Raw genomic sequence first — 15,581 nt, 5'->3', positions numbered from 1 at the left:
TGTCTATATATTCTTATATTGGTTATTAAACTATTTACATTTATTATACAACATTTTGAAATGGGAACTCGAAACTTTAAGAATCTACTCTATATTTCAATTGTTATCCTTAGTTTTTCTTGTGTTGGCGGGAAATATACCTATGAATTCGATACTGGAAAGAATTTGGACTTTGGCAATGGCAAATGGATTCTTAATGACGTTCGTTCTAATTCAAAACTCAGAAACCATAAAAGGCTTTATGAGGAAACCTACGAGGAATTTAAAAAAATACTCGGAGATTCTTTAATCACCCTAGGTTCATTGAGAAATATTGCATTGATAGAACCAGAAATAAAGTTTGAACCTTCTCAGTCAGAACTAAAAAAGTTGTACGAAAATTCTAATTGTGATTTTTTAATCAACCTTAAAGGACAAATTGTATCAAATAGTGCAAGCAACCTTTACACCAACAATCAAGCCTCTAATTATAATACCAGCAACAGATCCTCTGTCTCAATCAAAATATATGATTTGAAAAATGGCGTAATAATATCTTCTTCAAACGCAAATGGAATAGACACCGAAAGGCATTCAGATTTCAAGAAAGATGGTGCCCTCAATTGGACTACTTCAGCGGAACCCATGATGATAAGAGCAGCCGAAGGATTAATTATTAAATATAAGAAATACCGAATTGACAAATAAAATATTTTACAACACTGCTCATAAACAATTGCTCATAGATTTCTGAACAAGAAACCCTTGTATTCAATTACCTTTGGTCCATATTAAAAAACAGTAAGGGCTTTCAATTCCAATTACCCACTAGCCGCTGTAACCCATTGAAAACAACATGACATTCCAAGATTTAAAATTGATTCCTTCCTTACTCAAAGCTTTGAGAGATGAAAACTATACAGAGCCCACATCTATTCAAGCTAAATCCATTCCACTGGTTTTAAACAAAGAAGATGTCTTGGGCAGTGCTCAAACTGGTACAGGAAAGACTGCGGCTTTTGCCATTCCCATTATTCAACACTTGGTGAATGATCAACAAAATAAAAATGGTAAACGAAGGATTTCCACACTGGTGATTACTCCTACCCGTGAGCTTGCCATACAAATTGGAGAAAGCTTTACAGCCTATGGCAAATACACCACAATCACCAATACAGTCATATTTGGAGGCGTAAATCAAAGGGCTCAAACCAATGTATTGAAACAAGGTGTAGATGTCTTAATTGCCACTCCTGGCCGTCTACTGGATTTAATGAACCAAGGATATATCTCTTTACGGGATGTCAAGTATTTTGTACTGGATGAAGCTGACCGTATGCTGGATATGGGCTTTATACACGACATTAAAAAAATCTTGGCCAAATTACCCAAACAAAGACAGTCCTTATTTTTCTCGGCCACCATGCCCAAAAATATTTTGAGCCTGTCCCAACAAATCTTGATCAATCCAAAGAAGGTTGCCGTAAACCCTGTTTCTTCTACAGCAGATACAATTCAACAGTTTTTATATACCACCAACAAACAAGACAAAGGCAAACTGCTTTTGCATATTCTAGAGAATCCTGAATTGGAGCAAGTGCTGCTTTTTTCAAGGACGAAGCACGGGGCAAATCGTATTGTGCGCAATCTCCAGAAGAAAAAAATTGAATGTGCAGCCATTCATGGCGACAAGTCTCAAAACCAACGGCAAAAAGCACTAAAAAACTTCAAAGCTGATAGCATCAGAGTATTGGTGGCTACTGATATTGCAGCTCGTGGTATTGACATAGACAAGCTTCGTTACGTGATCAACTATGATATACCCAATGAGCCTGAAACGTATGTGCATAGAATTGGGCGCTGTGGACGTGCTGGTGAGGAAGGCACTTCCATTTCAATCTGTGAGCCAGAAGAAAACGCATATATAAGGGATATTGAAAAGCTCATCAAACAAAAAATCGAAGTTGTGAGTGACAATCCCTTTCCGCAGACAGACAGACCTATGAATGCCACTGAAAAGAAGGCATTACAGAAGGAAAAGCAACGACAGAAGCAAGAATTTTTTGCCAATCGCAACAAAAAAAGAGGTTCTCAAAATCCTGGTTTCCGAAGAAAGAAAAGGTAACCAATGCCTAGGTTGGTATTTGTTCAGAACGTTCAGATTATGCAATAAAAAAGCCGACTCCTAAGAAGTCGGCTTTCTATTTTATAATTGAAAATTATCTATCCTTTTACGCTTGCCAATTTTCTTTCACTGTTCTTAATATTGTTTAACTTCAAATCCCTTAATACATTCACAGCTTCTTCTACATAGATGTCTTTTGCCAAATTCTTGTGCCATCTATTTCTTTTCTCTCTTAGCACAGAATCTTGTGTAAACAGCTCGGTTTCATACTTTAAAGATTCAAATGTCAATTTTGAATCGTATTCTCTTAGACTCTTAAATTGATCCGAACGTTTTTTGGCTTGTTCTTCCCTTTTTTTGTAGGCATCGTAACTTAAAGAAACAATAGTTTCATCTTGTTGCTCTTTAAGCCATTTGGCATTGTCTTCTATCAACTTGATTTGCTGATTGCCTTCCATTCTTTTTTTACTATTGGCAACCGTAGTTTCAAAATCGATGTAACCATCCCAAATCTTATATTCTGCTGGGGTGATCTTATCCCAACCCAATGGGTTTTCTTGATCTCTTTCCCCTAAATCAATATAACTATATCTATCCGGAACTACAATATCACTTTTAACACCTTCCAACTGTGTTGAACCTCCGTTGATTCTATAAAACTTTTGGGTGGTAAGCTTAATGGCACCTAAATCTCCGTGCTCATTGCTTCTTACTATATTATCCAAAGGAATTACATTTTGAACGGTTCCTTTACCAAAGGTTTGTTTGCTACCGATAACAACAGCTCGCTTATAATCCTGCATAGCCGCTGCCAAAATTTCAGAGGCAGAAGCGGATAATTCATTCACCAAAATAACCAATGGGCCATCCCATTGAATACGTTCATCTTTATCTTCATGTACTTCTTTTCTTTGGCCTGAGGAACGAACCTGAACAATTGGCCCATCTTTAATAAACAGACCAGCCATTTCTACTACTGTTTTTAGGGATCCTCCTCCATTGTCTCTTAAATCCAAAACAATACCTTCAACTCCTTCTTGTTTTAGACGCTCTACTTCTTTGGCAACATCTGTTGCAGCATTGCGCTCCGTATAATCCTCAAAGTCCACATAAAACTTAGGAAGGTTAATAAGTCCGTATTTATTTTCCTCACTCTTAACTGTAGCAGATTTTGCATAGGATTCCTCCAATAAAACCACATCTCTTTTTATGGAAACTTCTTCAACAGTGCCATCCACTCTTCTAACCGTTAAGTCAACTATTGTTCCCTTTGGTCCTTTTATCAATTTAATGGCATCATCTAAACGCATGCCCACAATATCAGTAGGTTCTGCTCCATCTTGCCCAACTTTTAATATCTCATCGCCAACTTCCAAGCTTTGCTCTTTCCAAACTGGGCCTCCAGAAATAATTTCCATAATTCTGGCTCCTTCTGGTTTCTTTTGTAGTCTAGCCCCAATTCCTTCGAACTTACCAGACATACCAATATCAAATTTCTCTTTGTCGTCCGGAGCAAAATAGAATGTATGTGGATCAAATTCATCTACAATGGTATTGATATATTGTACAAACCAATCTTTGCGTTCCAAATCATCAATAAAGTCGAAAAATTCATCCAGAGTGTTTTTAGTGTTCTCCCTAGAGGCAATTTCTATCTCCTCAATGGTTACATCCTTTAAAACTCCATTGGCATTTTTCAGATTTAAATTTATGTTAGTGGAAGCGATATCACCTCCTTCACCTATGGCTGCGTTGGTGCCTTCCATAAGTTTGTTGTCAATCTTATTGTCAAAAACACCAAGTGTATTGTATTTAAGTTGTTTTCTCCACCGTTCTTTAAGCTGCTTTTTGTTTGAAGCAAATTCCTGATCTTTATAATCAATATTGATATTTTCCTCAATTGCATAATCAAATGGTTGTGAGAGCACTTCGGCATATAAATCCTGAGCTTCATCCATTCGCTTCATTAAACGTTGGTATACAATATTGAAGAAAGTGATGTCCGTATTCTTGATTTCATCGTCAATCTGAAATCTATATTTTTCAAATTCTCTAATATCACTAGATAAAAAGTATCTTTTTGTAGGATCTAGAATATCTATAAAATCATCAAAAACGTTTGAAGAAAAATCATCATTTAAATCTTTGGGCTCATAATGACCACGTTCCAGGACATATGTTATTAAATCTAACAACAGCTTATCCTTATCATCGTTTTCAAAAGACTTATTTGTAAAACTACATGAGGCTACAGCAACAAGAATTACCAAAAGCGCCAAGGTGAAATTCTTTTTCATAAATGGGTTTTTATTGGGAGCGAAATCATTTGACAGTTTTTGTCAAACCTTCATTACGTCATCCTCCGTTTCAATTGATATGAATTCCCTAAGATACTGAAAAAACCGTGCCAGTTTAGTGCAGGGCTTTTAATTTTTTGTTAAACGATCAGAGCATCATATCCTTATGAAAAACGTATTTTTATGCCATTAATTATGCAAAATGAAAAAACCACTCATCCTAGTTACTAACGATGATGGGATAACTGCCCCGGGACTTAGAGAATTAATACGGATAATGAAGGAAATTGGTGAGGTCATTGTTGTGGCTCCTGACAGTCCGCAATCTGGTATGGGGCATGCAATAACTATAGACAATACATTATATTCAAAAAAAGTAATCATAGATCAAGAAGAGGGCGCTCCAAGTGAGTACAGTTGTAGCGGAACCCCTGCCGACTGTGTAAAATTGGGCCTGCAAGAAATATTGGATAGAAAACCTGACATCTGTGTTAGCGGAATCAATCATGGCTCCAATGCATCAATAAATGTGATTTACTCAGGAACCATGAGTGCAGCAATTGAAGCGGGTATCGAGGGTATTCCTGCAATTGGTTTTTCGCTTTGTGATTATTCTTGGGAAGCTGATTTTAGCCATGCTTCCAAATCCATAAAAACTATAGTGACCGAAGCGTTGCTTCATGGTATTCCAAAAGGTATAGTGCTCAATGTAAATATTCCCAAAACGGATGATGAGCCTAAAGGGATAAAAGTTTGCAGACAGGCAAGAGCCAATTGGAAGGAGAAATTTGATAAGCGTATAAGTCCTACAGGAAAAGATTATTATTGGTTAACTGGAGAATTTGAATTACTGGATAAAGGTGAGGACACAGATGAATGGGCGTTGGCTCAGGGCTATGTTTCTGTTGTACCAACACAATTTGACCTTACCGCCCACCATACAATTCCGCAGGTAAATAATTGGAGTTTAAATGAAAAATAGAAAGGAAGTTATAATTGGTTTTGTAGTGGGAATCATTGCAAATACCCTTGGTACACTATTGTATATTTTAATTTTTTCAGATTTGAGCATAGCAGAAACCTTCAACGCCGCTGTAAAACAAGGCCATGTTGGAAGTTTATTAGCCTTAGGAGCCATTTTAAATTTAATAGCCTTCTTTGGGTTCCTACGTTTAAAAAGAGATTATAGAGCCAGAGGAGTCATGATTGCAACTCTAATTACCGCTTTGGTAATTTTATATTATAAAATTTTTTAGTCGAGTTTGAACTTTATTGATGAAGTACTACATAATAGCCGGTGAAGCCTCCGGGGACCTACACGGTTCCAACCTTATTAAAGCCATCAAGAAAAAAGATGAAGCTGCGGACATTCGTTGTTGGGGCGGAGACTTAATGCAACAAGCTGGCGGAGAATTGGCCAAACATTATAAAAACATGGCCTTTATGGGTTTCTTGGAAGTCATAAAGAACATCCCTACTATTTTTAAGAACATTGCTTTTTGCAAGGAGGATATTCAGAAGTTTGATCCTGACCTTATTATTTTCATCGATTTCTCAGGCTTTAACTTGCGCATTGCAAAATGGGCCAAGAAAAATAAATTTAGGACCAATTATTATATTTCTCCGCAAATATGGGCTTCTCGTGAAGGTAGGATTGAAAAGATAAAACGAGATATTGACAATATGTACGTAATTCTCCCTTTTGAAAAGGACTTTTACGAAAAGAAACATAATTATCCCGTAAACTTTGTTGGCCATCCTCTGATCGATGCCATAGAAAACACGAAAATTGTTGAAGAAGCTTCGTTTAGAAAAGAATATAGTCTAGATCCACAAAAACCTATCATTGCGCTTTTGCCGGGCAGCAGAAAACAGGAAGTACAAAAAATGTTGAATATCATGCTCTCTGTAAGAGGTGATTTTCCAAACTATCAATTTGTTATTGCAGGAGCGCCAAGTTTACCCGATGACTTTTATAATTCCTTTGTAAAAGAAAACAATGTTGGGTATGTATCCAATCAAACTTATTCATTGTTAAGACATTCCCATGCCGCTTTGGTTACTAGTGGAACAGCAACTTTAGAAACTGCCCTTTTTGGCATCCCTCAAGTGGTGTGCTATAAAGGTAATTGGATTTCTTATCAAATCGCGAAGCGTATCATCACTTTAGATTACATTTCACTGGTCAATTTAATTATGGACAAAGAAGTAGTCAAAGAATTGATTCAAAGTGATTTAACTTCTGGAAACATCAAAGAGGAGCTTTCAAAAATTATAGAAGGTGATGACAGAAATCGTATTTTGGCAGACTATAAATTGCTTAAAGCAAAATTGGGTGGAAAAGGCGCAAGTCAATTGGCAGCCAAATTAATCATTGAAAATGCTTAGATTTAGCCTCCAAGAAGAAAAGCTATTCTTGGATGTTAAAAAGAGCCCTCTATTTTCTTTCCTTTTTAATCCTTTTTGGTTGTGGGTCAGCCAAGAAAAAAAGAACCTATCGTACTCCAATAACTGTTTCTGTTGAAGGGTCTTCTGAGGAAACCCCGACACTGGAAAAACCAAAAAAAGAGAAAAAGAAAAATTCAAAGGTTGAAGACGTAATTGCAACAGCCATGACCTTTTCCGGTACTCGCTATAAATTTGGCGGCACTACAAGAAAAGGAATGGATTGTTCTGGGCTTTTATATGTTTCGTTAAAAGAAAACGATATTACCTTCCCAAGGGTCTCCTACCAAATGGCGGAAGAGGGCAAACGCATAAAAGTTGGCCAGGTACAAAAAGGAGATCTTCTTTTTTTTAAAACCAGTAAAAGCGGAAAGCGCGTAAACCATGTAGGTTTGGTTGTTGATGTTAGGGGAGATGACATAAAATTTATCCACTCCTCCACCTCAAGAGGAGTTATTGTATCATCCCTTAGAGAGGGGTATTGGAATTATGCTTTTGTAAAGGCGATGCGAATTCTGTAATGCACTTTTTCAATTTTGTATCTATTAAATTAACGTTATACCTTGTAATAGGCATTATCATTGGGTTCTATTTTGAAATAAATCCACAAGCCTCTTTTTTTACCCTTCTAGGGTTATTCCCGTGTTTATTTTGGTTCAACAGGAAACAATCTCGTAATGGACCTCCTTTTTTTGAATTGACCACAATCCTCGTTACCCTATTGCTTGGTGTTTTTATTGTTAATATTTCCGAATCTCGAAAACTTCCCCATCACTATTCCAACAAAGAAATAAATGGAGTCAAGCAATGGGGGCTTAAAATTTTGGAAGTTCTTAAACCAAATCATTATACACAGCGCTATGTTGCCAAGGTCATTACTTTGGAAAATGAAAAAAGTACTGGAAAGCTAGTTGTAAATTTCCCAACCGATTCCACAATGAGCAAATTAAAGGTTGATGATGAATTTATTGTGTTTTCTAGTGCAGAAGCTATTAAATCTCCATTGAACCCGCATCAATTTAACTACAAAGACTACCTGAAAAAGCAAGGGGTCTATCATCAAATCCGAACAGGTTACGATGATATTCAATTAAAAGAGAATCCCAAGAAAACCATTTTTGGTTTGGCTTCAAAATTTAGGGAACATATTGTTTCAAAATTAAAAAATGAAGCCTTTGGAAAAGATGAACTTGCGGTAATTCAGGCATTGCTATTGGGCAAACGAGATGATATCTCTGAAAGCACGTATAACAATTATAAAAACGCTGGAGCTGTTCATATTTTAGCCGTTTCCGGACTTCATATTGGTATTCTATTATTGCTATTTCAGTTTCTGCTGTCTCCTTTAGAGCGACTTCCAAATGGCAAGACCCTGAAATTGATATTAATTGTCCTTCTTCTTTGGACATATGCATTTATAGCAGGCCTTTCCCCTTCTGTTGTAAGAGCCGTAACCATGTTCTCTTTTCTGGCATATGCCATGCATTTGAATAGACCGACAAACTCTTTCAACATTATTGCACTATCCATGTTCTTTATTTTGCTGATAAAACCCCTGTTTTTGTTTCAGGTAGGGTTTCAAATGAGTTATGCAGCAGTTTTTGCCATTGTCTGGATATACCCTAAACTTCAACGCTTTTGGTTTCCCGAAAACATGATTATCCGTAAAGTTTGGCAATTAGTAGCGGTAAGTATTGCTGCCCAACTAGGGGTTTTACCCATCAGTCTTTTTTATTTTCATCAATTTCCAGCGTTATTTTTTATATCAAACCTTCTGATAATACCATTTTTAGGGTTGATTCTGGGAATGGGAATCTTAGTTATTCTCTTATCCATTTTCAATAGTCTCCCCAATTTCATGACTGACATTTATAATGTGGTTATTAAAACTATGAATGGCACTATTGATTGGGTAGCCAAACAAGAAGGCTTTATCATCAAGGACATTCCTTTTGATACTGTTCAAATGATTTTAGGTTACCTAGTTATCCTCACACTAGTTATGTTTCTTTCCAAACCAAAACTAAAAAATACTATTGTACTTCTAATAGGAATTATAACATTACAGGGATGGAGTATCTGGAATCAAATTCAGGTGCAGAAAAAGGAGACTCTGGTATTGTTACACAAATCCAAGAATACATTGTTGTTGCATCAAAAAGGAACTTCTTTAAAATTTTATGCATCAGACAGCAGTACTATTGGTTCTTTGGCAAATGATTACAAAACATCCGAGCGGATTCAGTCCGCTTCATATCAAACACTAAAAAACAACTTCAACATTAGTGGAAAAAATCTATATGTTATGGATAGTCTAGGAATATATTCGCTGGTAAAAGATCAGGATTATATACTGCTCACCCAATCTCCAAAGGTTAATCTGGAAAGAGTGATAGATGCCACCAATCCTAAAATGGTTATCGCAGATGGCAGTAACTACAGAAGCCATGTCTCACGTTGGAAACAAACCTGTTTAAAAAAAGAAATCCCTTTTCACAGCACTGGCGAAAAGGGATACTATTCTTTTAGGCTTAACTTAGATCAATGAACATTGCCCATCAATCGTTTCATTAGCGGTCCAAATATCAATACAACTACTCCTGCCACTAAAGCATAGATAGCGATTAAACGGAAACCATCTAAATACACATTGAGCGTATCCAAGCCACCTACATTACTGTCTGAGCTTTCAATAGCCAACTGTTTGGAAATAAATCCAACCACTTGAAATGCAAAGGCCGATGACAAGAACCAAACTCCCATCATAAAAGCAACAATGCGCTTAGGAGATAAATCGGTGATTTTGGAAAGTCCTACGGGTGACATGAAAAGTTCACCCACCGATAAGATAAAATACAACCAAAGTAGGTATGAAAAAGGCACCATTCCATTTTCGTCCGCTGCTCCACCACTTAATGATACTACATAGAAACTTAAACCTGCCAAAACCAAGCCCATTCCAAATTTATATGGTGTTCTTGGATTTAATTTCTTTTTTGCCAAATATGTCCAAACCAAAGAAATGGGTATTGCCAATATAAAGATGAACATGGAGTTAAGTGCATTGGTCTGGCTCGCATTGATAAGTGATAAATTCACGTTTCTAGCCGCAAATAACGTGATTACACTACCATGCAGTTCATGAAAGCCCCAAAATATGGTCATAAAAAATGTAATCAGTAAGGCCATGAAGAGCTTTTTCCGCTCATCTACAGTACTCTTGATCATAACCATTCCCATATATATCAAAATAGCAACTGCAATCAATTTAAATAATACGTTGACTATGTTCTGGTCTTCTAGAAAACTGCCTTCTGCACCTAAAGATTTATACGAATACAACAAGAATGCTATAAGAGGAGCTGATAAAAATGCAATAATAGGGATTAAATGTTTTTGGGGGATTCCCATAACTTTTTTCTCATAAACTTCTACACTCGGCGGTTTGCCTCCATCTCCAAAAACATTCTTTTTTATACCGCTCCAAAAGAAAAGCAATCCGGCAAGCATTCCTATCCCTGCCAAACCAAAACCGTAGTGCCATCCATATGTTTCTCCCAACCATCCACATAGTAATGGAGAAATAAATCCACCTATGTTGATTCCCATATAAAAAATAGTAAACCCGGAATCTTTTCTTGGATCACCATCTTTATAAAGTGTGCCTACAAAAGTTGAGATATTCGGTTTGAAGAATCCGTTCCCTACAATGATAAATGCCAAGGCCAAAAAGAAAGCTGTATTGTTTTCTATTGCCAGGACAAAATGTCCAAGAGCCATTAAAATACCTCCCAAGAAAATCGAGGAACGCATTCCCATAATAGAATCTGAAATCTTTCCACCTATTACAGTGGAGGCATAAACCAATGACCCGTAAGAAGCATAGATTGCTGCAGCTGCGTAATCTCTATTGGACAAGGCCTCAAATATAACATTGACCATGTACAATGTGAGCAGGGCTCGCATTCCATAAAAACTAAAACGTTCCCACAATTCAGCAAAGAATAGATAGAAAAGACCTTGGGGATGCCCAAAAAGTTGCTTTTCACTGGCTGGCTTTACAATATCTGACATATATATTATTGAGTTTGGTTACAAATTTTCTTTGACGAACTTGGTCATTTTGGAAAACAAATGAAGTCTTGTGTTTCCGCCATAAATACCATGGTTTTTATCTGGATAAATGGCCCATTCAAAATCCTTGTTGGCTTGCACTAGCGCTTCAATCATACGCATGGAGTTTTGTACATGCACATTGTCATCTCCAGATCCATGAACCAATAAATACTTTCCTTTTAAAAGCTCAGGGTAATTGAAAGGTGAATTATCGTCATATCCTCCCGGGTTTTCTGCTGGTGTGCGCATAAAACGTTCTGTATAGATTGTATCATAAAAACGCCAAGAAGTCACTGGAGCCACCGCTATGGCCATTTCAAATGTATCATTGCCCTTTAACAGACAGTTTGTACTCATATGGCCTCCGTAACTCCAGCCCCAAATTCCGGTTCTGTTTTCATCTATGTAAGGAAGTTCACTTAGCTTTTTAGCGGCAGCTATTTGATCTTCCGTTTCATGTTTCACCAAATTCATATAAGTAACTTTTGTAAAATCACGTCCTTTTAGTCCCGTTCCTCGTCCATCCACACAGGCAACAATATATCCTTCAGATGCTAACATCTGGTGCCAATAGTCATTGCTTCCAAACCAACGGTTGGCAACTTGCTGAGATCCTGGGCCACTATATTGGAACATTAGTAGAGGATATTCTTTGCTTTCATCAAAATCAGCAGGTTTAACCATATACATGTTTAAATCATTCCCGTTAATGTTTATGGTGGAGAATTCCTTGGGAGATAATTCGTAACCCTCCAATTTGTTATCCAGAACCGAGTTGTTTTTGATGTCCTTTAGTTTTTTCCCGTTGGATGCTTTATGCAATGTAAACTCATAGGGCATTATGGCACTTGAAAATGTATTGATAAAATACGTGTAGTCTGCACTAAAATCTGCTGCATTGGTTCCTTCTCTTAAAGTCAGGCGCTTTTTATTTTTCCCAGTGCTGCTGATGCTGTACACATCCCTATTTATAGAACCATTCTCTACAGACTGATAGTAGATTTTATTGGCCTTTTTATCATAACCATAATAATTGGTCACTTCCCATTCTCCTTTGGTAATTTGGTTTTTCAAGTTGCCATCCTTACCGTATAGATAAATATGATTATAACCATCCATTTCACTTGTCCATATGAAACTATCATCAGCCAAGAAGGTAAGATTGTCGGTAATGTCCACATAGGCATCATCTTTTTCTTCGAGCAATACCGAAACGGAATTGTCCGCTGCGTCGACCGCATGCAATTTTAAATGATTTTGATGGCGGTTTATGGTTTGAACACTCAAATAGTTAGGATCGTTCATCCATTTGATTCTTGGAATGTATTCCACCTTGCCCAAATCCACTTTTGATGTCTTGGCCGCAGTAACATCATACATATGCAAGGATACTTTTGCATTTTCCTCACCTGCTTTTGGGTATTTAAACTCCTGTTGGAATGGATACAGATTCTGCCCATATACATCCATTGCATAAAGAGGCACGTTGGTTTCATCAAAACGAAGGAAGGCTATCTTGGTGCCATTACTGTTCCACTCAAACGCACGAACAAAAGCAAATTCTTCTTCATACACCCAATCCGTTACTCCATTGATTATACTTCCTTTCTTACCATCTGTGGTAATTTGTTTGGTTGCCCTGGAAGCAATATCAAAAACAAAAATATTATTGTCCAAAACATAAGCAACACTAGAACCGTCCGGAGACAACAAAGGTTCCTGAATCTTAGCATCAGAAACCTTTGTAATATTTTTGGTGGCGACATCATACACATAATAAATTCCCAACCGTGAATGTCTAAAAATGGGTTCAATCTCCGTTGCTAGGACAATCTTGGATTCATCATCGCTAAATGTATAAGAGCTAAAGAAAGGCACCTCATCTGATGATGCGGCTATGGTTTCTATTTTTTCTAAAGTTTCATAATCATATTTATCCAAGCTACTGGTCCTAGGAGAACGATTAAAATTTAGAATGGTATACTGTTTCCCGTTTTTCATGGATCTAAGCACATCCATGTACTCGGTTCTAAATTCACCTCCCCAGATTTCTTCTAGGGTTATTTTTTTCTTTTGGGCTATGGAGAAGGTTAAAAATCCGAAAACGAACAGGGATAGGAGAACTGATTTCCTCATTGAAGTTAAAATTGATTAAAAACTATCAAGTTTACTAATATTTATTCAAAATCTAAACTTTAGTGTTACAATTGTAACAAGAATTAAACCTGAGGACTCCTGAAAGAGAAGCGAAAAGTTGCATTATCCTTATATTTGAACCCTTTAATCAAGTACTATGAACACTCCTGTTGAGGGATTTTCCAAACTTTCCAAAAGTGAAAAAATCGATTGGATCGCAGCTAATTACACCAAAAATCCTGAAGAATCAAAACAGCTGTTGGAACGGTACTGGAATACGGATTCAGCAGTTCAAAAACTACATGACGAGTTCATAGAAAATACTATTTCCAATTATTATCTGCCTTTTGCCATTGCACCCAATTTTTTAATCAATGATAGGTTATATGCTATTCCTATGGCTATTGAAGAAAGTTCTGTGGTGGCCGCAGCAAGTAAAGCAGCCAAATTTTGGTTAAGCCGAGGAGGTTTTAAAACAGAAATTTTAGGAACGGAAAAGGTAGGACAAGTCCATTTTATATTTAAAGGTAAAACGGAAAAACTGCAGCAGTTTTTTAATGAGATAAAACCCGAACTCCACAAAAACACAGCATCCATTACCAAAAGTATGGAAAAGCGTGGCGGTGGAATCAGTAATATCCAACTTAGAGATTTAAGTGATAAAATTGATGGGTATTATCAATTGCACTGCACTTTTGAGACACAGGATGCCATGGGTGCCAACTTCATAAACTCTTGTTTGGAGCAATTTGCCAAAACTCTAAAAGAAAAAGCAAGTCACCACTCAGACTTTACAGAAGAAGAGAAAGCTATTGAAGTTATTATGGGCATCTTATCCAATTATGTGCCCAATTGTTTGGTAAGGGCAGAGGTAAGCTGTCCAATCTCCTCATTAAATGGGGACAATATTCCGTCAGGGGAATTTGCGCAAAAAATGGTGCAAGCCGTTGCCATAGCGAAGGTTGAGCCTTATAGGGCGGTTACCCATAATAAAGGCATCATGAACGGTATTGATGCTGTTGTTTTGGCCACAGGAAATGATTTTAGGGCCATTGAAGCTGGAGTCCATGCATATGCCGCTAAAGATGGTAGTTATTCAAGCTTAACACATGCAAGCATTGAAGGTGACACCTTTAAATTTTGGATTGAAGTTCCATTGGCACTGGGAACCGTGGGTGGATTGACTTCTCTTCATCCTTTGGTAAAACTAGCTTTGGAAATCCTTCAAAATCCAACAGCTAAAGAATTAATGCAAATAGTTGCGGTTGCGGGATTAGCACAAAACTTTGCTGCCGTTCGTTCTTTGGTAACCACAGGAATCCAAAAAGGGCATATGAAAATGCACTTATTGAATATGCTCAACCAAATGGGAGCCACAGAAAGTGAAAAACTACAGCTTGTAGATTACTTCAAAGACAATACAGTGACTAATGCCTCCGTAAAAGAAGCCTTGGAAAAGATTCAATCCAACTAATGCAAAAAGAATTTTACAGCAACGGTAAACTGTTACTCTCTGGAGAATATGCAATTTTGGATGGTGCTCTTGGATTAGCCGTACCCACCAAGTATGGGCAATCTTTAAAGGTGACATCAACCTCATCCGCAGGATTATTGGAATGGACAAGTTTTGATGAAAAAGGCAAGGTATGGTTTAGCGGGAGCCTTAACTTAGACGGTTTGACATTAATCTCTTCTACCGATAACGCTATTTCAAGGACATTAATCACTTTACTGTCTGAAGCAAAATCCAAAAACCCCAGCTTTTTACAAAACATTGGTGGACTTAAGGTTGAAACCCATCTAGACTTTCCTAGATTATGGGGGTTGGGCAGTTCTTCCACACTTATAAACAACATAGCGCAATGGGCTCAGGTCGATGCCTTTCAATTATTAAAGAATGCCTTTGGAGGTAGTGGTTATGATATTGCCTGTGCGCAACATGATAATCCTATTTTCTATCAATTAGAGAACGGTGCCCCCAAAATTGAAGAAGTATCTTTTAACCCATCGTTTAAAGATGCCATCTACTTTGTATATCTCAACCAAAAACAAAGCAGCAAGACTGCAATTGCAACCTATCGTGAACAAGAGTTTAATAAAGAAAGTTTATTAGAAGACATTTCCGAAATCACTAAAAAAATGGCAACTTCTTCTTCACTCTCAACGTTTGAATCCTTGTTGCTGGAACATGAAAAAATCTTATCCAAAGTATTGGGCTTGGAAACCATAAAATCCAAACTTTTTCCAGACTATTCTGGATCCATAAAGAGTTTAGGGGCTTGGGGCGGGGATTTCATTATGGCTACCGGAGACCAAAAGACTCCCGGTTATTTTAAATCCAAAGGATTTGAAACCGTTATTTCCTTTTCTGAATTGGTTCTTTGATCTAGACCGATTTATCTTTTAAATCTGAGCTCCATCGTCAACCCAGACCCAACAATAATCAAGTCCTTAAAATAAGGATCCTACAGTTTTACTATATT

The 15,581-nt window shown here is 37.2% G+C and carries 12 protein-coding genes; 9 read left to right on the top strand and 3 right to left on the bottom strand.

All coding sequences use genetic code 11. The annotated features are described in order from the left end of the window. Nucleotides 1-60 precede the first annotated feature (60 nt). Both LV704_RS11390 and LV704_RS11385 read left to right on the top strand, forming a co-directional pair. Entirely contained in the window at nucleotides 61-687 is a 627-nt protein-coding gene (locus LV704_RS11390; protein WP_163420013.1) for a hypothetical protein, read from the top strand. Between the two features lie 148 nt (nucleotides 688-835). Next, nucleotides 836-2,104: a DEAD/DEAH box helicase gene (locus LV704_RS11385; protein WP_163420015.1), complete on the top strand. Its 1,269-nt coding sequence runs from the start codon at nucleotides 836-838 to the stop codon at nucleotides 2,102-2,104. A 98-nt stretch (nucleotides 2,105-2,202) separates the two neighbouring features. Here LV704_RS11385 and LV704_RS11380 read toward each other — a convergent pair whose 3' ends face one another. Continuing rightward, nucleotides 2,203-4,401, bottom strand: a complete 2,199-nt coding sequence (locus LV704_RS11380; RefSeq protein ID WP_163420017.1) for a carboxy terminal-processing peptidase — start codon at nucleotides 4,399-4,401, stop codon at nucleotides 2,203-2,205. Nucleotides 4,402-4,603: 202 nt separating this feature from the next. Between LV704_RS11380 and surE the strand changes: the two genes are divergently transcribed. Genes surE through LV704_RS11355 form a run of 5 tightly spaced genes read left to right on the top strand, consistent with a single transcriptional unit; the run spans nucleotide 4,604 to nucleotide 9,394 of the window. Beyond that, nucleotides 4,604-5,383, top strand: coding sequence for a 5'/3'-nucleotidase SurE (gene surE, locus LV704_RS11375; protein WP_163420019.1), 780 nt, complete (start codon nucleotides 4,604-4,606; stop codon nucleotides 5,381-5,383). Then, complete coding sequence (locus tag LV704_RS11370; protein ID WP_163420021.1) at nucleotides 5,373-5,657, top strand: hypothetical protein; 285 nt, start codon at nucleotides 5,373-5,375, stop codon at nucleotides 5,655-5,657. Before surE ends, LV704_RS11370 begins: the two co-directional genes overlap by 11 nt. A 19-nt stretch (nucleotides 5,658-5,676) precedes the next feature. After that, nucleotides 5,677-6,789 carry a lipid-A-disaccharide synthase gene (lpxB, locus tag LV704_RS11365; protein WP_163420023.1) on the top strand — a complete coding sequence of 371 codons (1,113 nt, stop codon included), beginning with the start codon at nucleotides 5,677-5,679 and terminating at the stop codon, nucleotides 6,787-6,789. A 32-nt stretch (nucleotides 6,790-6,821) separates the two neighbouring features. Beyond that, the gene (locus LV704_RS11360; RefSeq protein ID WP_163420025.1) at nucleotides 6,822-7,367 is read left to right on the top strand and encodes a C40 family peptidase; all 546 of its coding nucleotides are present in this window, start codon (nucleotides 6,822-6,824) and stop codon (nucleotides 7,365-7,367) included. Beyond that, nucleotides 7,367-9,394 (top strand): ComEC/Rec2 family competence protein, encoded by a 2,028-nt coding sequence (locus LV704_RS11355; protein ID WP_163420027.1) that lies wholly within the window; start codon nucleotides 7,367-7,369, stop codon nucleotides 9,392-9,394. The genes LV704_RS11360 and LV704_RS11355 overlap by 1 nt, the downstream gene beginning before the upstream one ends. On the opposite strand, the gene LV704_RS11350 is transcribed toward LV704_RS11355, so the two are convergent. Both LV704_RS11350 and LV704_RS11345 read right to left on the bottom strand, forming a co-directional pair. After that, nucleotides 9,388-10,920, bottom strand: a complete 1,533-nt coding sequence (locus LV704_RS11350) for a peptide MFS transporter (RefSeq protein WP_163420029.1) — start codon at nucleotides 10,918-10,920, stop codon at nucleotides 9,388-9,390. The genes LV704_RS11355 and LV704_RS11350 overlap by 7 nt on opposite strands. Nucleotides 10,921-10,938: 18 nt before the next feature. After that, complete coding sequence (locus tag LV704_RS11345) at nucleotides 10,939-13,098, bottom strand: S9 family peptidase (protein ID WP_163420031.1); 2,160 nt, start codon at nucleotides 13,096-13,098, stop codon at nucleotides 10,939-10,941. 157 nt (nucleotides 13,099-13,255) lie between these two features. Here LV704_RS11345 and LV704_RS11340 point away from each other — a divergent pair, with 157 nt between their 5' ends. Both LV704_RS11340 and LV704_RS11335 read left to right on the top strand, forming a co-directional pair. Beyond that, complete coding sequence (locus LV704_RS11340; protein ID WP_163420033.1) at nucleotides 13,256-14,572, top strand: hydroxymethylglutaryl-CoA reductase, degradative; 1,317 nt, start codon at nucleotides 13,256-13,258, stop codon at nucleotides 14,570-14,572. Further along, a complete protein-coding gene (locus LV704_RS11335; RefSeq protein ID WP_163420035.1) occupies nucleotides 14,572-15,483 on the top strand; it encodes a GYDIA family GHMP kinase in 912 nt (303 codons plus the stop codon). The genes LV704_RS11340 and LV704_RS11335 overlap by 1 nt, the downstream gene beginning before the upstream one ends. The last annotated feature ends 98 nt before the right edge of the window (nucleotides 15,484-15,581 follow it).

Source organism: Flagellimonas sp. CMM7 (genome assembly GCF_021390195.1).
GTDB lineage: Bacteria > Bacteroidota > Bacteroidia > Flavobacteriales > Flavobacteriaceae > Flagellimonas.
This window is presented reverse-complemented; position numbering and strand designations above follow the sequence as displayed.